This window comes from Streptomyces sp. NPDC002463, from assembly GCF_042889835.1.
GTDB lineage: Bacteria > Actinomycetota > Actinomycetes > Streptomycetales > Streptomycetaceae > Streptomyces > Streptomyces nymphaeiformis.
This window is the reverse complement of sequence record NZ_JBIARL010000003.1, coordinates 333702-355368: the sequence shown is the minus strand read 5'-3', so window position 1 is coordinate 355368 and position 21667 is coordinate 333702. Positions and strand designations below refer to the sequence as shown.

The 21667-nt window shown below is 72.3% G+C and carries 19 protein-coding genes; 15 read left to right on the top strand and 4 right to left on the bottom strand.

Features of this window, described 5'->3' with window-relative positions; translation table 11 throughout:
* The first annotated feature begins 13 nt into the window (after positions 1-13).
* From ACFYX3_RS09480 to ACFYX3_RS09455, 6 genes are read left to right on the top strand one after another with little or no spacing between them, the layout of a single operon-like run.
* On the top strand, positions 14-439 hold the full coding sequence (locus ACFYX3_RS09480; protein ID WP_376592953.1) for a cupin domain-containing protein: 426 nt from the start codon (positions 14-16) through the stop codon (positions 437-439).
* Positions 436-1704 (top strand): beta-ketoacyl-[acyl-carrier-protein] synthase family protein, encoded by a 1269-nt coding sequence (locus ACFYX3_RS09475; RefSeq protein ID WP_389010234.1) that lies wholly within the window; start codon positions 436-438, stop codon positions 1702-1704. The genes ACFYX3_RS09480 and ACFYX3_RS09475 overlap by 4 nt, the downstream gene beginning before the upstream one ends.
* Positions 1701-2951: a ketosynthase chain-length factor gene (locus ACFYX3_RS09470; protein WP_389010231.1), complete on the top strand. Its 1251-nt coding sequence runs from the start codon at positions 1701-1703 to the stop codon at positions 2949-2951. Before ACFYX3_RS09475 ends, ACFYX3_RS09470 begins: the two co-directional genes overlap by 4 nt.
* Before the next feature lie 27 nt (positions 2952-2978).
* The gene (locus ACFYX3_RS09465; protein ID WP_382652952.1) at positions 2979-3236 is read left to right on the top strand and encodes an acyl carrier protein; all 258 of its coding nucleotides are present in this window, start codon (positions 2979-2981) and stop codon (positions 3234-3236) included.
* A 1-nt stretch (position 3237) separates the two neighbouring features.
* Entirely contained in the window at positions 3238-3717 is a 480-nt protein-coding gene (locus ACFYX3_RS09460; RefSeq protein ID WP_389010228.1) for an SRPBCC family protein, read from the top strand.
* Positions 3718-3752: 35 nt separating this feature from the next.
* Positions 3753-4085 (top strand): TcmI family type II polyketide cyclase, encoded by a 333-nt coding sequence (locus ACFYX3_RS09455; protein ID WP_030690533.1) that lies wholly within the window; start codon positions 3753-3755, stop codon positions 4083-4085.
* A gap of 80 nt (positions 4086-4165) precedes the next feature.
* Here ACFYX3_RS09455 and ACFYX3_RS09450 read toward each other — a convergent pair whose 3' ends face one another.
* The gene (locus tag ACFYX3_RS09450; RefSeq protein WP_382652959.1) at positions 4166-5194 is read right to left on the bottom strand and encodes a methyltransferase; all 1029 of its coding nucleotides are present in this window, start codon (positions 5192-5194) and stop codon (positions 4166-4168) included.
* Positions 5195-5243: 49 nt separating this feature from the next.
* Entirely contained in the window at positions 5244-6308 is a 1065-nt protein-coding gene (locus tag ACFYX3_RS09445; protein ID WP_389010224.1) for a nitrous oxide reductase family maturation protein NosD, read from the bottom strand.
* A gap of 322 nt (positions 6309-6630) precedes the next feature.
* Between ACFYX3_RS09445 and ACFYX3_RS09440 the strand changes: the two genes are divergently transcribed.
* The 6 genes from ACFYX3_RS09440 to ACFYX3_RS09415 all read left to right on the top strand — a co-directional run bounded on the left by ACFYX3_RS09440 (position 6631) and on the right by ACFYX3_RS09415 (position 11900).
* Entirely contained in the window at positions 6631-7185 is a 555-nt protein-coding gene (locus ACFYX3_RS09440; RefSeq protein ID WP_389010221.1) for a sortase, read from the top strand.
* A gap of 545 nt (positions 7186-7730) precedes the next feature.
* Positions 7731-9086 carry an ATP-binding protein gene (locus ACFYX3_RS09435; protein WP_389010218.1) on the top strand — a complete coding sequence of 452 codons (1356 nt, stop codon included), beginning with the start codon at positions 7731-7733 and terminating at the stop codon, positions 9084-9086.
* Position 9087: 1 nt separating this feature from the next.
* A complete protein-coding gene (locus ACFYX3_RS09430; RefSeq protein ID WP_246532369.1) occupies positions 9088-9495 on the top strand; it encodes a roadblock/LC7 domain-containing protein in 408 nt (135 codons plus the stop codon).
* Positions 9492-9848: a DUF742 domain-containing protein gene (locus ACFYX3_RS09425; protein WP_116157303.1), complete on the top strand. Its 357-nt coding sequence runs from the start codon at positions 9492-9494 to the stop codon at positions 9846-9848. Before ACFYX3_RS09430 ends, ACFYX3_RS09425 begins: the two co-directional genes overlap by 4 nt.
* A complete protein-coding gene (locus tag ACFYX3_RS09420) occupies positions 9829-10452 on the top strand; it encodes an ATP/GTP-binding protein (protein ID WP_352026553.1) in 624 nt (207 codons plus the stop codon). The genes ACFYX3_RS09425 and ACFYX3_RS09420 overlap by 20 nt, the downstream gene beginning before the upstream one ends.
* Positions 10449-11900, top strand: coding sequence for a cytochrome P450 (locus tag ACFYX3_RS09415; RefSeq protein ID WP_389010214.1), 1452 nt, complete (start codon positions 10449-10451; stop codon positions 11898-11900). Before ACFYX3_RS09420 ends, ACFYX3_RS09415 begins: the two co-directional genes overlap by 4 nt.
* Positions 11901-11927: 27 nt before the next feature.
* Here ACFYX3_RS09415 and ACFYX3_RS09410 read toward each other — a convergent pair whose 3' ends face one another.
* Together ACFYX3_RS09410 and ACFYX3_RS09405 are read right to left on the bottom strand one after the other, a co-directional pair.
* A complete protein-coding gene (locus ACFYX3_RS09410; protein WP_389010210.1) occupies positions 11928-12962 on the bottom strand; it encodes a hypothetical protein in 1035 nt (344 codons plus the stop codon).
* A 185-nt stretch (positions 12963-13147) separates the two neighbouring features.
* Positions 13148-14209, bottom strand: coding sequence for a PucR family transcriptional regulator (locus ACFYX3_RS09405; RefSeq protein ID WP_389010207.1), 1062 nt, complete (start codon positions 14207-14209; stop codon positions 13148-13150).
* 218 nt (positions 14210-14427) lie between these two features.
* Between ACFYX3_RS09405 and ACFYX3_RS09400 the strand changes: the two genes are divergently transcribed.
* The 3 genes from ACFYX3_RS09400 (at position 14428) to ACFYX3_RS09390 (ending at position 21650) form a co-directional block, all read left to right on the top strand.
* Entirely contained in the window at positions 14428-16488 is a 2061-nt protein-coding gene (locus ACFYX3_RS09400) for a flotillin family protein (RefSeq protein WP_389010204.1), read from the top strand.
* A 100-nt stretch (positions 16489-16588) separates the two neighbouring features.
* Complete coding sequence (locus tag ACFYX3_RS09395; RefSeq protein ID WP_389010201.1) at positions 16589-21502, top strand: DNA repair ATPase; 4914 nt, start codon at positions 16589-16591, stop codon at positions 21500-21502.
* The gene (locus ACFYX3_RS09390) at positions 21477-21650 is read left to right on the top strand and encodes a hypothetical protein (protein WP_389010198.1); all 174 of its coding nucleotides are present in this window, start codon (positions 21477-21479) and stop codon (positions 21648-21650) included. Before ACFYX3_RS09395 ends, ACFYX3_RS09390 begins: the two co-directional genes overlap by 26 nt.
* Positions 21651-21667 lie beyond the last annotated feature (17 nt).

Sequence of the window (21667 nt, the reverse complement as noted above, 5' to 3'; positions counted from 1 at the left end):
GGAGGTATCAACCATGCTCCAGCAGCGTCCGCGCATCGTGAACCTGAGCGACACGGAACCCAACCGCAGACGCGGTGGGGACCTGCGGGCCATGCTCACGCCCGCCACGGTCGGCTCCACCAGCGGCTTCATGGGGCTGGCCCTCATCGAGCCGGGCGACCGCATCGGCGAGCACTACCACCCGTACTCCGAGGAGTTCGTGTACGTCGTCCAGGGCCTGCTCGAAGTGGACCTGGACGGCGAGACGCACACGCTCCACCCGGACCAGGGGCTGCTCATCCCGATCGACGTCCGGCACCGGTTCCGGAACGTCGGCGACGTCGAGGCCCGCATGGTCTTCCACCTGGGCCCCCTCGCCCCGCACCCGAGCCTCGGCCACGTCGACACCGAGGCGACCGAGCCGGAGGGGGCGCGCGAGCGGGAGGGGGCCCTCGAGTGACCCGGCGCGTGGCCGTCACCGGCATCGGCGTGGTCGCCCCCGGCGGCGCCGGAACGGCGGCGTTCTGGGACCTCCTCACCCAGGGGCGTACGGCGACCCGCGGCATCACCCTGTTCGACCCGGCCGGTCTGCGTTCCCGCATCGCCGCCGAGTGCGACTTCGACCCGTACGCCCACGGCCTGTCGGCGGAACTGAGCCGGCACACGGACCGGTACGTGCAGTTCGCCGTCGTCGCCGCGGGAGAGGCCGTACGCGACTCCGGGCTCGACACCGCCGCCGAGGACCCCTGGCGCGTCGGCGTCAGCCTCGGCAGCGCCGTCGGCGGCACCACCCGCCTGGAGCACGACTACGTCCTGGTCAGCGAGCGCGGCGCGCGCTGGGACGTGGACCACCGCGCCGCCGATCCGAAGCTGCACCTGGCGTTCGCGCCCAGCACGCTGGCCTCGGTGGTCGCCGAGGAGTTCGGGGCCCAGGGCCCGGTGCAGACGGTCTCCACCGGCTGCACCTCCGGCCTCGACGCCGTCGGCTACGCCTTCCACACCATCGAGGAGGGCCGGGCGGACGTGGTCATAGCCGGGGCGTCGGACTCGCCGATCTCCCCGATCACCATGGCCTGCTTCGACGCCATCAAAGCCACGTCGCCCGACAACGAAGACCCCGAGCACGCCTCCAAGCCCTTCGACAACCGCCGCAACGGCTTCGTCATGGGCGAGGGCGCGGCGGTCCTCGTCCTGGAGGAGTACGAGCACGCCAGGGCCCGGGGCGCGCACATCTACTGCGAGATCAGCGGCTACGCCACCTACGGCAACGCCTACCACATGACCGGTCTGACCGGCGAGGGACTGGAGATGGCCCGGGCGATCGACACCGCGCTCGACCAGGCCAGGATCGACCCCACGGCGATCGACTACGTCAACGCGCACGGCTCCGGCACCCGCCAGAACGACCGGCACGAGACCGCCGCAGTCAAGCGGTCGCTCGGCGCCCACGCGTACGACACGCCGATGAGCTCCATCAAATCCATGGTGGGCCACTCGCTCGGCGCGATCGGCGCGATAGAGGTCGCCGCCTGCGTGCTCGCCCTGCAGCACCAGGTGGTGCCCCCGACCGCCAACTACGAGATCCCCGACCCCGAGTGCGACCTGGACTACGTGCCGCGCACCGCCCGCCCCCGGAAGCTGAGGAACGTGCTCTCCGTCGGCAGCGGCTTCGGCGGCTTCCAGTCCGCCGTGCTCCTGACCGGGCCGGGCGGGAGGACACGATGAGCACACAGCGGCCACGGCCGGCGGTCGTCACCGGGATCGGTGTCATCGCCCCCAACGGACTGCGCACCGACGCGTACTGGAAGTCCGTCCGGGAAGGCCTCGGCGTTCTCGGACGGATCACCCGCGAGGGCTGTGAGCACCTGCCCCTCAAGGTCGCGGGGCAGGTCGAGGGCTTCGACGCCTCGGCCCTCATCGACGAGCGCTTCCTCGTCCAGACCGACCGGTTCACCCACTACGCCATGGCCGCGGCCGCGCTCGCCCTCGACGACGCCGGCCTCGGCCACGAGGAGGGACCCGAGGAGCCCTTCGACGTCGGCGTCGTCACCGCCGCAGGATCCGGCGGCGGCGAGTTCGGCCAGCGCGAGCTGCAGAAGCTGTGGGGACAGGGCTCCAAGTTCGTCGGCCCGTACCAGTCCATCGCCTGGTTCTACGCCGCGAGCACCGGCCAGATCTCCATCCGGCACGGCTTCAAGGGGCCCTGCGGGGTCGTCGCCAGCGACGAGGCCGGCGGCCTCGACGCCGTCGCCCACGCCGCCCGCGCCGTCCGGCGCGGGACCGGCGCGGTGGTCGTCGGCGCCGCCGAGGCGCCCCTCGCCCCGTACTCGATGGTGTGCCAGCTCGGCTACCGCGAGCTCAGCACCGTCGACGACCCGGACCGCGCCTACCGTCCCTTCACGGCCAGGGCCTGCGGCTTCGTCCCCGCCGAGGGCGGTGCCATGCTCGTCGTCGAGGACGAGACCCGCGCCCTTGACCGGGGCGCGACCGTGCGGGCCACGGTCGCGGGCCACGGCGCCACCTTCACCGGCGCCTCCCGCTGGAAGGAGTCCCGGGAGGGACTCGCCCAGGCCATCAGGGTCGCCCTCGACGAGGCCGGCTGCGCCCCCGAGGAGATCGACGTCGTCTTCCCCGACGCCCTCGGCGTACCGGAGGCGGACCGCGCCGAGGCCCTGGCGATCGCCGACGTCCTGGGCGCGCACGCCAAGCGCGTCCCGGTGACGGCCCCCAAGACCGGCTACGGCCGGGCCTACTGCGGGGCACCCGTACTGGACACCGCGGCCGCCGTGCTCGCCATGGAACACGGCCTGGTGCCCCCCACCCCCCACGTGTACGACATCGACTGCGACCTCGACGTGGTGATGTCCCGCGCTCGGCCCGCCGAGCTGCGCACGGCCCTCGTCCTCAGCAGGGGACTCATGGGATCCAACGCGGCGCTCGTCGTGCGCCGCGGTGGCGGACTCGCCCGGTAGGACCGGGCGGCGAAGGAGAGAACGCACATGATCACCACGGAACTCACCTACGGCGACCTCGCCGCGCTGATCAAGCAGTCGGCCGGCGTCACCGTCGCCGCGGAGCAGCTCGCGGAGTCCCCCGAGACCCCCTTCAGCGGCCTCGGCGTCGACTCGCTCGGCCTGCTCGGCATCGTCGGCGAGCTGGAGAACCGGCACGGTGTGGCGCTGCCCACCGACGCCGAGCGCTGCAAGACGCCCGCCGAGTTCGTCGCCCTCGTCAACAACGCCCTCGCAGGAGTCTGACGTGTCCGGACACACCGACAACAGCATCACCATCGACGCCCCCCTGGACCTCGTCTGGGACATGACCAACGACATCGAGAACTGGCCGCGGCTCTTCAGCGAGTACGCCTCCGTCGAAGTCCTCGAGCGCGAGGGCGACACGACCACCTTCCGCCTGACCATGCACCCGGACGACAACGGGAAGGTCTGGAGCTGGGTGTCGGAGCGCACCGTGGACCGGGTGAACCGCCGGGTCCGCGCCCGCCGCGTCGAGACCGGGCCGTTCGCGCACATGGACATCGCCTGGGAGTACGAGGAGCTGCCCGGCGGCGTCCAGATGCGGTGGATCCAGGACTTCGCGATGAAGCCCGACGCCCCCGTCGACGACGAGTGGATGACCGACAACATCAACCGCAACTCGCGCACCCAGATGGCCCTCATCCGGGACAAGGTCGTGCAGGCCGCGCTCGAAGGCCGGACCGCGTCCGTCAGGCCCGTCTGACGCACCCCGTCAGGACCATCCGAGGAAGGACACCGATGCACCACGCACTGATCGTCGCTCGTATGGCGCCCGGCTCGGCGCCCGCGATCGCGGACGTGTTCGCCGACTCCGACCGCGGCGAGCTGCCGCACCTGGTGGGGGTCGCGCGGCGCAGCCTGTTCCAGTTCGGCGACGTCTACCTGCACCTCATCGAGTCCGAGCAGGACCCGGCGCCGAACGTCGCCAGGCTGGCCGGACACCCCGAGTTCCGCGGCGTCAGCGAGCGTCTGTCGGCGTACGTCAGCGCGTACGACCCGACGACCTGGCGCAGCCCCAAGGACGCCATGGCGCACTGCTTCTACCGCTGGGAGCGGGACGCCGGCTCCTGAGCCGGGAACCCTGGGCGAAACCCGAGGCCGCCCGCCCCGCGAGATTCGCGGAGCGGGCGGCCTGGTTCTGTTCGGACGGGTCAGGCGGGCACGGTGCACTCGAAGGCGTGGAGGTACGCGTTCACCGGGCGGATCTCGCCGATGACGAGCCCGGCGTCCGTGAGCCGGTCCACCATGCTCTGCCGGGTGTGCTTCGCGCCGCCCACGTTGAGCAGCAGGAGCAGGTCCATGGCGGTCGTGAACCGCATCGACGGGGTGTCGTCCACGAGGTTCTCGATGACGACGACGCGGGCGCCGGGCTCCGCCGCCTTCCGGACGTTCGCAAGCGTCCTGCGGGTGCTGTCGTCGTCCCACTCCAGGATGTTCTTGATGACGTAGACGTCGGCGCGGACCGGGATGTCCTCCCGGCAGTCACCGGGCACGATCCGGACCCGGGGGGCCAGCGCGCCGCCCTCCCGCAGCCGGGGATCGGCGTTGCCGACCACCGCCGGCAGGTCGAGCAGCGTGCCGTGGAGCCCGGGGTGCTTCTCCAGGAGGCTCGCCAGGACGTGGCCCTGACCGCCGCCGATGTCCACGACGGAGGAGGCCCCGCGCAGGTCGAGCAGTTCGGCGACGTCCTCGGCCGACTGGCGGCTCGACGTCGTCATGGCCCGGTTGAACACGTACGCGGACTCGGGCGCCTCCTCGTTGAGGTACGAGAAGAACTCCCGTTCGTACACGTCCTCGAAGACGTTGCGGCCGGAGCGCACCGCCTCGTCGAGCTTGGGCCAGACGTCCCAGGTCCAGGGCTCGGTGCACCACAGCGCGATGTAGCGCAGGCTGTGCGGGTCGTCCTCGCGCAGCAGCCGGGACATCTCCGTGTGCGCGAAGGTGCCGTCGGGCTGCTCGGTGAAGACGCCCTGGCAGGCGAGGGCGCGCAACAGCCTGCGCAGGGTGCGCGGTTCGGTCTTCACCGCGGCCGCGAGTTCCTCCGCGCTCATGGGCGTGTCGCCCAGCGCGTCGGCCACGCCCAGGCGGGCGGCCGCGCGCACGGCGGCGGCGCACGCCGCGCCGAAGACGAGTTCTCGCAGCCGCATGGGCGGCGGGGGAGCGGATTCGACGGTCGTCATCTGTTTCGCCTTGCCTTTGCTGTCGTGCCGTACGGGTGACGGAGGGAGGTCAGCACATGCCCGCGGGCTGGGAGACGCCGCAGGTGTTGCCGCGGAAGGTGTTGGTCTTGGCGGTGTCGCGGTCGGCGAGGTCGGCGGCGCCGTTGCGCAGCGCCACGTTGTCGCGGATCTCGATCCGCTCGTTGGGGACGCCCACGAAGCTCTTGAAGAGCACGATGCCGCCCGAGAGCGGCGTGTCGCCCACGTTGTCCTCGACCGTGTTGTGCGCGACGAGGGTGTCCTCGGCGCCGGTGAGCACGATGCCCGAGCCCTGAAGGGCGGGCAGGCGCGGGGTCTTGGGGCAGAACTTGTTGTTCTCCCGGATGGTGTTCTGGCGTACGGTCATCGCCCCGGCGCGCGGCGTGGACTCGTCGCCCACGACGAACACGGCGGCGCAGTTGCCGGTCGCCTCGTTGTGGTCGACGGTGAGGTTCCGCAGCCGGCGCACGGTGATGCCGATCCGGTTGCCGGACACGCGGTTGCCGCTGACGACCGTGCCCCGGGTGTCGGTGGCGCCTCCCTCCTCGGTGACGGTGTTGGCCAGGAACAGCCCGGCGTCGCCGTTGTTCCGGGCGGTGTTGTGGCGCACCACCGCGCGCACGGACCGCTCCTGGGCGATGCCCCACGTGCCGTTGGACTCGGCGGTGACCCGCTGGACGTCCAGGCGGTCGGTCCACTTGGCCCACAGGCCGTTCTTCGCGAAGCCCCGGAGGGTCAGCGAGCGCACGGTCACGTCCTCGACGGGACGGTCCTGGGTGCCGGTGACGCAGATGCCGTTGCCCGCCTGGGCGCACGTACCGGTGCCGGGGGTGGCGGGGGGCACGAGGACGGTGGGGAAGATGCTCGAACCACGGAGCGTCAGGTGCGGGGTGGTGATGTGGACGCTCTCGCGGTACGTGCCGGGGGCGAGGACGATCGTGTCGCCGGGGCGCGCGGCGTCCACGGCCTTCTGGATCGATTCGCCTGGTTTCACCCGGTGCACCGACCGGCCGGCCGCGGCGGGGGCGGCGGCGCCGAGCCCGGAGGCCGCGAGGGCCGCGGTGCACGCCAGGAGGGCGATCTGTCGTTTCGTCATATCGCGAAGTTATGAGCGCCCGTTCCGGCCCGCCACCGCTGATCCCCCGGGCGGGCCGGGGCCGACCGGGGGCCCTGGCGCACGGGCGTGGGGGCACTGGTCCGTTCGCGTGCGGGACGAGATCACCCGGGGGGCGGTACGCCCACGGCGGTGACCTGCCGTGACGGGCGCGGGCGGCGGCGGCCGTGGGTCCGACCGGCCGACGGCCGAACGTGCTCCCCGGATTGCGGGGGCCGCGCACCTCCCTTTGCCTCGTGCACGGAGCACAGCACAGGTGCCGCGCGAAGAAGCCGGCCGGAAAGCTCCACCGAAGGAGAGAAGCATGCGTCGCGCACGCACCGGTCTGCAGGTCAGCCTGATCGTCGGCGCCGTCGTCCTGTCCGCCCCCACGGCGCTCGCCGCGCCCGGGTCCCCCGATGTCCGCATCACCCCGATGAACGCCTCGCCCGGCACGACCGTCACCGTCACCACCACCGCGTGCGGCAAGGAGACCTACGGCAAGGGCGAGTCGGACGCGGGTGGCAAGTTCCACCTCCTGCCGGGAGACCGCGCGGGTGTCCTGGTCGGCCGGTTCGTGGTGCCGGAGGGCGCCGCCGCCGGCACGGACACCATCACCCTGAAGTGCCCGCCGCGGATCAAGCAGACCGTCACGTACCACATCTCCGGCCGGCCCCACGGCGGCGTCGAGGCCGGCTTCGGCTGGGCGGCCGGCGCCGCGGCCCCCGCGCCGGGTCCCGCCGCGGCCCCCGCCGGGGAACCCGCGACGGACATCACCGGCAACCCCCTCGCCCTGGGCGGCGTGCTGCTCGCCGGCGCCGTGGCGGGCGGGGCGGTCCATCTGCGCCGACGCGCGAGGAGGGTCCGTACCTCGGCCTGATCGCCGAGCCGCTTTCCCAGGTGAGGAGTGGCCGCCACCCGGACGTCCGGGTGGCGGCCACTCCTTTGTGCGGCTGAAGTCAGAACGTGATCGGTTTATTGCATTTTCCATGCCACAGGTGGTCGCTTTTATGGGCACGGAATGACCGGTGGAGGCCTTCCTTCCAGCAAGGTCACATGGCGAACCCGAACTGACTATGCTCCCCGATGTGTTGCGGAGCGCTCACAGCGAGTCATGAACGCTGCGAGCGCACGGACGGAGCGCGGCTGTGAAGAAAACGGCCATCGACGCGATCTCGAAGCGACCCGTCGGCGCATCGCATACCTCGGTCCGTTCATTTCAGACGGTTTAGGGACCCCTTGATGGTTCGTGCAGGTTCAATTTCCAGACCCCGGCCGACCGCAGTCGCCCGGGTATGGCTCCTCCCTCCCGGAGTTCTGGCCGCGGCCACCGCCGTAGCGCTGCTGGTCTGTCCCGCGCAGATACGGACACCGGTCGCCTGGTGCGGACTCGCCGCGGTCCTCCTGACCGCTCTCACCTCGGCCGTGGCCGCGCGCCGAACCCGCGCGGCGGAAGCCGACCGTCACACCCGGGCGGGCGCCGAGGCGGCGGAGCGGCACGCCCAGCGCGAGGCCGAGCTGCTCGGCCGGCTGGCCGACCAGCGGGCCACCGTCGTCTGGCTCGCCGAAGAGCTCCTGCCCGCGACCGTCGCCCGGCTGCAGAAGGGCGACCCCTCCTCGGAGATCCTGCGCGCCATCACCTTCGGCAAGCACCTCGACCCGGACTACACCGAGGCGCTCGGAGGGGCCATGCGGACCTTCCTCGAAGCCGTCGAGGCCGAGGAGCACACCCGGGACGCCTCCCAGCGCGCCCTCGTGGCCGTCGCGCGCCGGGTCCAGGCGATCGTGCACCAGCTCGCCAAGGACCTCCACGCCATGCAGATCCTGCACGGCAACGACCTCGTGGTCTCCCGCGGCCTGCAGGACGTCGACCACCGCAACGCCCTGATCGGCCGCCTCGCGGCCAGCATCGCGGTCCTCGGCGACGCCCGACCCGGCCGCCAGTGGTCGAAGGCGATCCCGCTCTACGACGTCCTGCGCGGGGCCATGTCCCGCATCGTCGACTACCCCCGGGTGAAGCTGACGTCGGTGACGGAGGTCGCGGTGATCGGCCCCGGCGCCGAGCCGCTGATGCACCTGCTCGCCGAACTCCTCGACAACGCCACGACGTTCTCGCCTCCGCACACCCCCGTGGAGGTGACCGCGAGCGAGGTGCCCTCCGGCATCGCCATCGAGATCGAGGACCGCGGCGTCGGACTCACCGAAGAGGTCAGGCAGCGCGTCGAGCGCGTCATGGCGCAGTCGCAGACCGGCATCAACCTCTCGGGCCTGGGCGAGCTCACCCAGCTCGGCCTCCCGGTCGTCAGCCGGCTGGCCCGCGAGCACGGCTGCGAGGTCGACCTGCGCACCTCCGCCTACGGAGGCGTACGGGCCGTGGTGCTCGTGCCCCGCCGTCTGATCACCACCGTCCCGCCGTCCGCCCTGCGGATCCCGGACCACATCCGGAAGCGCACCGCCGGCGGACCCGTCCTGCCCCGGCCGACACCGCCGCGCGACGCCGCCACGGGAACCGCCGAGGTCAGGAAGACCGCCAACGGACTCCCGCAACGACGACGGGAGTCCCCCGTGCTCCCGCAGCGACGACGCGAGTCGCCCGTCCCCACCCCCGTCGTCCAGACGGGGCCCGCGCCCGCCGATCCGGCGTCCTCCAAGGGCACCTCCGCCGGCGCCCGCCAGCCGGGCCTGATGTGGGAGGCGTTCCAAGGCGACAAGCGAGGCGACAAGAGACCGGTCGCCGACCCTTCTTCTTCCCCCAGCGATCCGTCAGATGAGGACGAGTAACATGCAGCCACTGCCGAACATGGACTGGATGCTCACGGAGCTCGTGGGCAGCGTCCCGTACGTGCGACACGTGGTCGTCCTGTCGTCGGACGGCCTGTGCATCGGGCAGGCGAACACGGCCCCCGACACCGCCGACGCGATCGCCGCCGCCTGCTCCGGCATCCAGAGCCTGGCGCGGGCCATCGCGCAGATGTTCCCGGAGGGGGACGGATCGACGCGGATGGTCGGGATCGAGGCCGACGGCGGCTACTTCTCCATGATGGCGGCCGGCCCCGGGGCCTATCTCGCGGTCCTCGCCGACCCGGAGGTGGACGCCGGACTCCTCGGCGACCGCATGCGGACGCTGGTGATCCGGATCGGCCAGCACATGACCAGCCCTCCCCGTGAGGACGTCGGGCAGGCGATGTGACATCGGAGAACCAGGGCCCCTGGAATGAAGGCACACCCGTCCCGCTCTACGTCATTACCGGCGGCCAGGACTCCTCGGCCAAGACCTTCAACCTCGTCACCCTCATCGCGACCAGATCCGAGCCCGACCCCGCCATGCAGCCCGAGCAGGCTTCCATCCTCAACCTGTGCTCGTACCCCCTCTCGGTCGCCGAGGTCTCCGCATACCTCAGCCTCCCCTTCAGCGTCGTCACCGTGCTGCTCTCCACGCTCGTCGAGGAGGAGCGGGTCGAGGCGATCGCACCCGTGCCGGTGGCGGCATATCCCGAACGCGGCCTACTGGAGGCGGTGATCCATGGACTACGCAAGCTCTGACGTACGCGAGGCCGTCCGGCACGACGGCGACCTGCTGCTGTCCCACGGGGCCAGAGGGGTCAAGGTCGTGGTCGTCGGCGGCTTCGGGGTCGGCAAGACCACCATGGTCGGGGCGGTGAGCGAGATCCCGCCCCTGACCACCGAGGAGACCATGACGCAGGCGGGCGTCGGGATCGACCACAACCCCGGTGCCAAGGACAAGAAGACCACGACCGTCGCGATGGACTTCGGACGGATCAGCATCAACGAGGAGCTGATCCTCTACCTGTTCGGGACCCCCGGACAGGAGCGCTTCTGGTTCCTGTGGAACGGCATCTTCGAAGGCGCCCTGGGCGCCGTGGTCCTCGTCGACACCCGCAGGATCGAGGTCTCCTTCGAGGTCATCACCCGGCTCGAGGACCGCCGCGTCCCGTTCGTCGTGGCCGTCAACGCCTTCCCGGAGGCCCCGCAGTACCCCCTCGGTGACCTGCGCACCGCTCTGGCCCTCAGCGAAACCGTGCCCATCGTCACCTGTGACGCACGGGACCGGGCGTCCTGCCGCGACGCCCTGCTCGCACTCATGGGCTACCTGTACACCCTCGCCGCCGCCCAGGAGACCGCATGACCGTCCCACCCACCGAACACGCCACCGCGCAGCCCGGCGCGGTCCCGCCGCCCGGCTGCCCGGCCCACATCGGCGACGGCCCCGGCGGAGCCACCCGCCTCTACGGACCCGCCGCGGCGACGGACCCCATGGGCCTGTACGAGGAGCTGCGCGCCGCCCACGGCCCGGTGGCGCCCGTCCTGCTCGACGGCGACGTACGCGCCTGGCTCGTCCTTGGCTACCTGGAGAACCGCGACGTGGCCAGCCGCCCGACCCAGTTCTCCCGCGACCCCCGCGTCTGGCACGGCTGGCGGAGCGGGGAGATCGACCCCGCCACCTCCCCGCTCATCCCGATGATCGGCTGGCGCCCCGACTGCGTCTGCGCGGACGGCGAGGAGCACCAGCGGCTCCGCGGCGCGGTCACCGCAGGCCTCAACCAGTTCGACCACCGGGGCGTCCGCCGCCACATCACCCGCTTCGCGCACCAGGTGATCGACACCTTCTGCGAGAACGGCGAGGCGGAACTGGTGGAGCAGTTCACCGAGGCCGTGCCCATGCTCACCCTCAGCCATCTGCTGGGGATGTCCGACGAGGCCGCCCCCCAGCTGGTGCACGCCGCACGCGACCTCTTCAAGGCCACCGAGACCTCGCTCGCCAGCAACGACTTCGTGCTCAAGTGCCTCGAACAGCTCGTCGCCGAGAAGCACGTCCGGCCGGGGCACGACATCGCCTCCGCGCTCCTCGCCCATCCCGCGGGACTCACCGACGATGAGGTCCAGCACCACCTGCGGCTCATCCTGCTCGCCGGCTACGAGACCACCGCCAACCTCATGTCCAACGTCCTGCGCATGGTCGTCACCGACCCCCGCTTCCGCGGATCCCTCGCGGGCGGCCAGATGACCCTGCCGGAGGCCGTGGAGCAGGTCCTCTGGGACGAGCCGCCGCTCATGGTGTGCCCGGGCCGCTGGGCCAACGACGACACGACCCTCGGGGGGCAGCAGATCAAGGCGGGGGACATGCTCCTCCTCGGTCTGGCCGCGGGCAACGTCGACCAGGCGATCCGCCCGGACGCCGAGACCCCCGTGCACCACAACCGCGCCCACCTGTCCTTCAGCGCCGGCACGCACGAATGCCCCGGCCAGGACATCGGCCGCATCATCGCCGACGCGGGCATCGACATCCTGCTCACCCGGCTTCCCGACATCGCCCTGGCCGTCCCGGAGGAGAGCCTCGGCTGGCGCTCCTCCACCTGGGCCCGGCACCTCACGGCCCTGCCCGTGACCTTCGCCGCCCGCCCGCCCCAGGCCGACGACGTCCCCGCCCCGCTCCCGGCCCCGCCGGCCCAGAGCACCGGCAGGCCCGCGCCGCCCCCGCTGCCGGTGCAGGCGACCGGCTCCGGGACGGCACGAGGTCCCGAGCCGCGTGCCTCGTGGCTGACGCGCGTCAGGCGCTTCCTGTTCGGGAAGTAGGCCCGCACCGGGGCGACCCCGCTGCCCTCACTCCGGGAACGATTCGTCCCCGGCGGCGTAGCGGGGCGCTCCGGTGTACCAGGCGTGCAGGCCGGAGAGGAAGCCGCAGGCTCCCCGGAGCCAGGTCTCCAGTTCGGCCCGCTCGTCGCCGTCGAGGCCGGACCGCCGGACGAGCGGCGGCAGTTCGCTCTGCCGGATGTGCTCGAAGTCCCGCAGCCGGGCGTTGACCAGGTTCAGGGCGGCGGGCACGGCGTCGTGGAGGGAGATGCCGAGGGAGGTCCCGACGACGAGGACCAGATTGTTGACGTCCTTCTCCTCGTGCACCTCCCTCTCGTAGGAGGCGATGTCGTTCGCCAGCCCCATGAAATCCATGAAGGCGTCGAGCAGGGCGCGGACGGTACGCGTGTGCCGTATCTGTTCGGGTATTCGGGCGCCGGTGGCCAGTTCGACGGAGTACGGGGCCGTATAGGCGGCGAAACTCTCCCGCCGGAACGGCGCGTAATCGATGAGATGGGGAATGCGGCCGCTCTGGCTGTTGACGAGTTCCTCGACCCCCGCGTCGACATAGCGCGCCAGGGCCCGGTTGAACTCCGCGCGCCAATGCGCGAGGCGCGGGGGGAAGAGGCGCTGCTGCAGATCGGCGATCCCCCGCTCGACGGCGTTCAGCGGCTCCGGCAGCCGGGCTCCGGGCTCGGGCCGCAGGAAGGCGTGCAGCCGGGCGGTGAAGGCCCGCGCTGCGGGGAGGTCACCGGTCTGCTTGAAGGCGGCCGCGAAGTAGTCGTCCCAGGCGAGGGCCCAGATGTTGAACCGGTGATTGAGCCGTAAGGCGTCGAAGGAGGCGTCGGGCAGGGTCCAGGCGGTCAGCTGGTCGACGGTCATGGCGTGGAACTTCGACCGGGTCCATATCGCCGGCCGCCCCGCCGAGGACCACGGATCGTCGTCCAGCATCCCCATGCCGCGCGCCCAGGACTCGCTCTCCTCGTGCAGGGCGGGCAGATACGGATTCACCCGCAGCGCGTAGGGCATCCACAGCTGCGGCAGCTCGACGGCACGCACGGTCATGGGACCGACCTCCTTCTTACTCCGGTCCGCATCGCTGTGCCGCGAGGCCGGACGATGCCCGGTCCGCGGCTCTGCAAACCTGCCCACCGGAGACGACCGGAAACCGTTCAACTATCCCGGATCAACGGTCGGTTCGTGTCCACTCCCGAAACAGAAGGAACCTCCGGTGACCGCCGTCCGATGTGTCACAGCGGCTGATCGGGCCAGTCCAGGAGACGGGCGCCGATCACGGCCGTCTGGAGCGTGTAGCGCTGGACGGGATCGGCGGGGTCCGCGCCGGTCAGACGGTGGATGCGGTCGAGGCGGTACGTCATGGCCCGCACGCTGAGACTCAGGGTGCGGGCCGCCTGTGCGGTGACGCAGCCGGAGTCGAAGTACGCGGTGAGCGTGGCGAGGAGGGGCTTCGCGCCGCCGCGGGCGTCGCGGAGCGGGCCGAGCACGGTGCCGACGAGCTCGGCCATCGCCTGCCGGTCGCGGGTGAGGACGGGGTAGACGAGCAGGTCGGCGGCGTGCAGGACCGGGTCGTCCAGATTCATGCGGGCGGCGAGCGCGAGCGCGTTGAGTGCCTCCTCGTACGAGTGGACGACACCGCCCGCGCCGGGGTGCGGCCGGCCGATGGCCACCTGGCCGCCGTCGGTCGCCGCGTGCGCCTGCTTGGCGAAGTGGGCGAGCACCTCGGGCTCGTCGGCCGGTGCGACGCAGATCAGCCGTCCGTCCTTGGTGGTGAGCAGGATGCGGCGGCTGCCGAACCGGGCGACGAGCGAGGCGGTGACGGTACGGGTGACCGCGTAGCCGTCGCCGTACTGCTCCGGGCCCTGGGCGACGGCCACGGCGTGCGCGTGGGAGAGGAGCAGCCCGAAGTGTTCGGCCCGCTCCGCCAGGCGGCCCAGACCGCTCCGGCCGTGGAGCAGGTCGTCGATGAACTCGCGCCGTGCCGCCTCCTCCTGGCGTACCGCCAGGTGCTGGGACCGCTCGTGGCCCTCGGCGAAGGCGTCCACAGCCTGTTCGACGGTGGTCAGGAGGTGGTCGGCGGCGGCCTGCGACAGGCCGGGGCGCACCCGCCGGGCGGCGGCGAGATGGGCCCGGACGAGGGCCCGCAGTCCGATGCCGGCCTCCGCGGCCCGCTCCCCGCGCGCACTCAGGGCCTCGCGCTCCTCCCGGGTGAGCCTGCGTCGGGTCGCGCACGCCTCCGCCAGGATCTCGGCGTACCCCTCCAGGTACTCCTCGGTCGACTCCCGCTCCGTCACGCTTCCTCCCCCGTCCTGACGCGTCCCTGATGCGTCCTTGACGCGCGGTGATCAAGGGTGACATGCCGTCGGCGGGGGTCCGCAACCGGCATCGAGGAGGTGCCGAAGACTGCCGGGTCACGGCAATGCCGGACGAGTGATCTTGCCTCAGGATGGCCCCACGGGAGGGCACGGGCCGCGGTCCGGTGCCGGGAGACAGAAACATGCGGGGGTTCCTCATGGATGCCATCACCGGGGGCATCGGCGTGCTGATCGCCGTGGTCCTGTTCGTCGCGGTCGCCGTGCTCCTGGTGGCCGGCCGGCTGTTCCGCAAGGTCGAGCAGGGCAAGGCGCTGATCGTCTCCAGGACGCGCAAGGTGGACGTCACGTTCACGGGGCAGATCGTCCTGCCGGTCCTGCACAAGGCCGAGGTCATGGACATCTCGGTGAAGACCTTCGAGATCTCCCGGATGGGCCGGGACGGGTTGATCTGCCGGGACAACATCCGCGCCGACATCCGGATCTCGTTCTTCGTACGGGTCAACAAGACCGTCGAGGACGTCATCAAGGTCGCGCAGGCCATCGGCACCGCCCGGGCCAGCCACCAGGAGACCCTGGAGGAGCTGTTCCACGCCAAGTTCTCCGAAGCCGTCAAGACCGTCGGCAAGCAGCTCGACTTCACCGACCTCTACACCAAGCGCGAGGAACTGCGGTTCCGGATCATCGAGCTCATCGGCATCGACCTCAACGGGTACCACCTGGAGGACGCCGCCATCGACCACGTCGAGCAGACGCCGCTGAGTCAGCTCGACCCCGGCAACATCCTCGACGCCCAGGGCATCCGCAAGATCACCGAGCTGACGGCCGTGGAGAACATCCGGACGAACGAGTACCGGCAGAACGAGCAGAAGGAGATCACCCGGCAGAACGTCGACGCCCGCGAGGCCATCCTGGAGCTGGAGCGGCGTCAGGCCGACGCGGAGATCAAGCAGAAGCGGGAGATCGAGACCTCGCGGGCACGCGAGGAGGCCGAGACCGCGCGCGTGGTGGAGGAGGAGCGGCTGCGGTCGCAGAGCGCCTTCCTGAGGACCGAGGAGCAGCTCGGGGTCCAGCGGGAGAACCAGGCCCGCGAGGTCGCGGTCGCCCAGAAGAACCGCGAGCGGGTCATCGCCGTCGAGAACGAGCGGATCGAGAAGGACCGCCTGCTGGAGGTCATCGCCCGCGAACGGGAGACCCAGCTCACCCGTATCGCGGCCGACAAGGAGGTCGAGGCCGAGCGCCGGGAGATCGCCGAGGTCATCCGCGAGCGGGTCGCGGTGGACCGCACGGTCGCCGAGCAGGAGGAGTCCATCAAGCGGCTGCGCATGGTCGAGGAGGCCGAGCGCACCCGGCAGGCCGTCGTCATCGCCGCGGAGGCCGAGGCGCAGGAGAAGCTCGTCAAGGACATCAAGGCGGCGGAGGCGGCCGAGCAGGCCGCCGTCCACCGGGCCGCCGAGGAGCTCACCCTGGCGGAGGCCCGCAACAAGGCCGCCGACATGGACGCCCGCGCCAAGATCCGCCTCGCCGAGGGCATCCAGGCCGAGGCCGCGGCCGAGGGCCTCGCGGCCGTGCGGGTGCGCGACATGGAGGCCGAGGTCATCGAGAAGACCGGCCGCGCCGAGGCGGAGGCCACCGAGGCACGGCTGCGCGCCGAAGCGGCCGGCACACGGGAGAAGGCGCTGGCCGACGCGGTCGGCACGCGGGAGAAGGCGCTCGCCGAGGCCACGGCGATCGGCGAGAAGCTGAAGGCCGAAGCGGCCGGTCTGACCGAGAAGGCGGCGGCGATGGCCGCCCTGGACGAGGCCTCGCGCACCCACGAGGAGTACCGGCTGCGTCTGGCCGCCGAGAAGGAGATCCGGCTCGCCGGGCTCGACGTCCAGCGACAGGTCGCCGAGGCGCAGGCCACCGTCCTCGCGACCGGTCTGGAGAACGCCGACATCAACATCGTCGGCGGGGAGTCGGTCTTCCTCGACCGTCTGGTGCAGTCGATCGCGCTCGGCAGGTCGGTCGACGGGTTCATCGACAACTCCCGGACCGCGCAGGCGCTCGCCGGCCCCTGGCTGGACGGCTCCGGTTCCTTCACGGAGGACCTGACCAAGGTGCTGAGCTCGCTGTCCACGACCGACGTGCAGAACCTCAGCGCCGCCTCCGCGCTCCTCGCGAGGGCCGTGAACTCCGGCGAGTTCACCGCGCAGGTCCCCGGACCGGCCACGGCGGCCCCGGCGGACACGACGGCGCTGAACGGCGCCGCCAAGAGCTGACCGCCCCGGGGGGGAGCGGTCACAGAGGGTCCGGTGCCGGCAAACGGGGGAGTTGGCGGCACCGGACCCGTACTCACCACGGTACAAGGAGCGGGACGAGATGGGTGCCGGAATCGACGAGGACACGTACACGGTGCTGCGCGACCGGCTCGCCGCGCAGGCCGCCGAACTGGCCCGGCGAGCCGGGACCCTCAACGAGGCCCGGGTCGCGGCCTTCGGCACCGGCGAGCTCGCCCTCACCGACACCCGCCGCATCACCACCGAGCGCGCCTGCGTGCCCCAGGACGTCGTCGCCGTCGGCGACGGCTTGCTCCTCCTCGGCTCCCAGCCCGCCGGCACCGGGCCCTCCGAGGTCCCGGTCGCCGACGTCCTCACCCTCCACGACCGCGACCTGAACGCACTGCCCCCGGAGGCGGTGCCGGGACTCCTCGACGACCCAGGCTTCGTACGGGAGTTCTCCGCGCTGCACCGCTACTACCGGGGCGCGCGCCTGCTCCGGCTGCGGCGCACCGAGGGCCGGATCCTCGCCGTCTTCCGCACCGGGGAACAGGGCGACGACCTGCGGGTCCTGCGCTGGTCCGTCGGGCCCTCCGGCGAGACGCGGTTCCTCGACGCCCAGGGCGAGCGCGACCACGTCTTCCCTCCCTCCGACGACCTCGCCTGGGTGGAGACGACCCGCGACGACCACGTCCCCGGCCGGCACCCGCACATCTCCCTCGGCGGCCGGCTGTTCGTCTCCACGGTCGGCGGGACGCTGACGGTCAGGACGGACGACGACACCGACACGGCCGGGGCCGTCCACACCGAGCCGGTCGACGAGCCGCTGCAGTCCCTCGCCGACGCCGAGGTGGCGTACGCGGTCGTCGGCGCCCTGATCCTGGTGCGCGTCCGCCCGTACAAGGAAGAGGTCCGCCGCCACCTCGTCTTCAACACCCTGACCGGCACCGTCGTCAGGCTCGACGGCATCGGACAGGCCTGCCTGCGGCTGCCCGAGGACGAGGGGATCGTGTTCCCCGGCGGCTACTGCCTCGCCTCCGGCACCGTGAAGACCTTCGGCACCGACACGGCCGGCCTCGCCTTCGACCGGGCGGTCCGCTCGCCCGACGGCGAGGACCTCCTCTTCGTCTTCCGCGCCCGTACCGGGGGCCGGACCCTGCTCCTCCCGTACGACGTGATCGGCAAGGAGATCGCGAACCCGGTCGTCTGCGGCGGATACGCGCTCCTCGACGACGGGACGATGGCCGTGCTCCGCGGCGAGCCCGGCGAGCCCGGCCGGGTCCACCCGGTACAGATCTGGCGCACGCCGTACGTCTCCGACACCCACCGGCGCCCCGCGCCCGCAGGCCCGCTGGCCCGCATCGGCAACGCGGACCTCGTCCGCGGCATCGCCGACTGCCTGTCGATCGCCCGGCAGGCCACCGAGCCGTCACCCGCCGGCGAGCTGTACGAGGCGCTCGTCGCCGCCTGCGAGCGCGCGGGCGACGTCCACCACTGGCTCGGGGACCCGGAAGCCGGCGGCCTGGGCGCACCCCTGGCCGCCCTGAAGGCCACGGCCGCGCAGGTACTCGACGAGCTCGGGACCGTCACCGCGCTCACCCGGCAGGCCGCCGAGGCCCTCGCCGAGTCCGCCCAGGAGATCAGCCGCCTCGTCCGGCGCATCCGCGGCGCGGCGCCGGCCACGGCAGGGGAGTGGATCTCCCGCATCACCGAACTCCGGCGTGCGCAAGGCCACTTGGTGACCCTGCGAGACATGCGGTACGCCGACACGGCGGGTATCGACACCCTCGCCGCCGACGTCGAGGCCGACATCGTCTCGGCCGCCCGGCGGGCCGTCGCCTTCCTCAAGGGCGACGACGCCTTCACCGCCCACCACACCGCGGCGGAACGCCTCGCCGCCGAGGCCGAGGCGCTGTCCACCGTCGCCGAGACCGGCCCCGTCGGCGAGCGCATCGACGCCCACACCCACGAACTGCGCACCCTCAGCGAGGTCATCACCGGCCTCGACGTCGGCGACGCGACCGTCCGCGCCTCCATCCTCGCGCGGATCGCCGACGTCCTGGGCGCGCTCAACCGCGCCCGCGCCCTCCTCGCCGCCCGCCGCGCCGCCCTCCTCGACCAGGAGGGCCGGGCGGAGTTCGCCGCCGAACTCGCCCTGCTCGGCCAGGCCGTCACCGGCGCGCTGGCCGCCGCCGACACCCCCGACCGCTGCGACGAACAGCTCGGCCGGCTCCTGCTCCAGCTGGAGAACCTGGAATCCCGCTTCGCCGAGCACGACGGTTTCCTCACCGGCATCGCCGAGCGGCGCACCGAGATCCACGACGCCTTCACCGCGCGCAAGCAGGCCCTCCAGGACGCCCGCGCCCGCCGCGCCGAACGCCTCGCCGATTCGGCCGGCCGGATCCTGGAGGCCGTCGCCCGTCGGGCCGCGACCCTCACCGACCTGGACGAGGTGCACACCTACTTCGCCTCCGACCCCATGGTCATCCGGGTCCGCCGCACCGGTGCCGAACTGCGCGAACTCGGCGACCAGGTAAGGGCGGAGGAGCTGGAGAGCCGCCTCGGCGCCGCCCGGCAGGAGGCAGGCCGGGCCCTGCGGGACCGCACCGAGCTGTTCTCCGACGGCGGCGCCACGATCCGCCTCGGCCGGCACCGCTTCGCCGTCACGCGGCAGGCCCCCGAGCTGACCCTCGTACCCCACGAGGACGTCCTCGCACTCGCCCTGACCGGCACCGACTACCGCGCGCCCGTCACCGACCCCGCCTTCGCCGCGACCCGCCCGCTCTGGGGCCGGACCCTGCCCTCCGAGTCGCCCGAGGTCTACCGGGCCGAACACCTCGCCGCACGCCTCCTGGCCGAGCACGGCCCGGAGGGCCTGGCCGGGGCGGACCTCGCGGCGCTCGCGCGGCAGGCGGCGGAGAGCGCCTACGACGAGGGCTACGAGCGCGGCGTCCACGACCACGACGCGGCGCTGATCCTGGAAGCGGTACTGGCCCTGAGCGAAGGCGCGGGACCGCTGCGCCACTCCGGGGAGGCGCGCGCGGCGGCCCAGATCTTCTGGGCCCGCTCCACCACCGCCGAGACCCGCGCACAGTGGACCCACCGGGCGGTCTCGCTGACCAGGGCCCGCGAACTCTTCGGCACGGACTCGGCCCTCGACGGGCTGAGGAGCGAGCTCGCCGAGGCGACGGGGGACGCGGCGGCGGCCGCGTACCTGATCGACGAACTCGCCGCCGGACCCGAGGGGTTCGCCGCATCGGATGAGGCGCGCACGCTCCTCGACGCGTTCCGCAGCGCCGTCTCCTCCTCCGCCGACACCGCCTATACCGACGGCCTCGCCGCCCTGACCGAGCCGGGCGCGCGGCGCCAGCTCGTCGAGGCCTGGCTCACCTCGTACGCCACGGCATCCGGTGGGCGTCACGACGCGGGCGTGCTCGCCGAGGCCGTCGCCGTCGAACTGTGCCCCGAGCTCGACCGCTACCAGGTCCCCGCCCCCACCACGGCCACGGTCACCGGACTCCTCGGCGGCCACCCGCGGGTCCAGGCCCGGTCGCTGGAACTGCGGCTCGACGAATTCCTCACCAGAACAGGGGACTTCGCCGCCGTCGACGTGCCCGCCTTCCGCGCCTACCAGCGGCAGCGGACGGAACTCCTCACCACCGAGCGAGCCCGGCTCCGCGTGGACGCCCACCGCCCCCGGGTCATGTCGTCCTTCGTCCGCAACCGGCTCGTCGACGAGGTCTACCTCCCGCTCGTCGGCGACAACCTCGCCAAGCAGCTCGGCGCGGCCGGAGACGCCAAACGCAGCGACTCCCACGGGCTGCTGCTCCTCCTCTCCCCGCCCGGCTACGGCAAGACCACCCTGATCGAGTACGTCGCCGAACGCCTCGGCCTGCTCCTCGTCAAGGTCGACGGCCCCGCCCTCGGACAGCGCACGACCTCCCTCGACCCCGACGCGGCGCCCGACGCCGCCGCCCGCCGGGAGCTGGAGAAGATCGCCTTCGCGCTGGCCGCCGCCAACAACGTCCTCCTGTACGTCGACGACATCCAGCACACCTCGCCGGAGTTCCTGCAGAGGTTCATCCCCCTCTGCGACGCCACCCGGACCCTCGACGGGCACGACCTGCGGGGAAAGCGCTTCGCCGTCTGCATGGCCGGCAACCCGTACACCGAGTCGGGACGTGCCTTCCGGGTGCCGGACATGCTCGCCGACCGGGCCGACGTGTGGAACCTCGGCGACGTACTGACCGGCAAGGACGAGGCCTTCGCGTTCAGCTTCGTCGAGAACGCCCTCACCTCCCACCCGCTCCTCGCCCCGCTCGCCGGCCGCGACCGCGCCGACCTGGAACTCCTGACCAGGCTGGCCGCCGGTGACCCGGGCGCGCGCCGCGACCGGCTGACCCACCCGTACGCCCCGGCCGAACTCGACCAGGTCCTCGCCGTCCTCCGGCATGTCCTCACCGCCCGGGAGACGGTCCTCGCCGTCAACGAGGAGTACATCGCGTCCGCCGCCACCGCCGAAGAGGCCCGCACGGAACCGCCGTTCAGGCTCCAGGGGTCGTACCGTACGATGAACAAGATCACGGCGCGCATCTCGCCCGTCATGGACGACGCCGAACTCGCCGCCCTGATCGACGACCACTACACCGCCGAGGCCCGGACGCTCACCACCGGGGCCGAGTCCAACCTCCTCACCCTCGCCGCCCTGCGCGGCACCCTCACCCCGGCACAGGCCGCCCGCCGGACGGAACTGAGCGCCGCCCACCACCGCGCCCGCGTGCTCGGGGGCACCGGAGGCGACCCGCGGACCCGCGCGGTCGCCGCCCTCGCCCTGCTCGCCGACCGCATCGCGGCCGTCGAGACGGCGATCACCCGCGCGACGGACGCGCGGCACCCGTCCCAGGACACCGCCCGAACCGGCGGAGGAAGAGAGACACGGCATGGCCAAGCCGGTGCACGCGGCGATCGGGCAGAAGGAGATCCGCTGCCAGGTGTGCGACAACGACACCTTCCGTGAGCGGGAGGTGAAGCTGAACAGCACGGGCATGGAGTTCTTCAACATGGCCTGGGCGAACGAGTCGGCGACCGGCCTGATCTGCTGGACGTGCGGCTACGTCCACCTCTTCGTCAACCGGGACATCCGGCTCTACCGGATGCGCGAATGACACGGACCGGCCTCCCC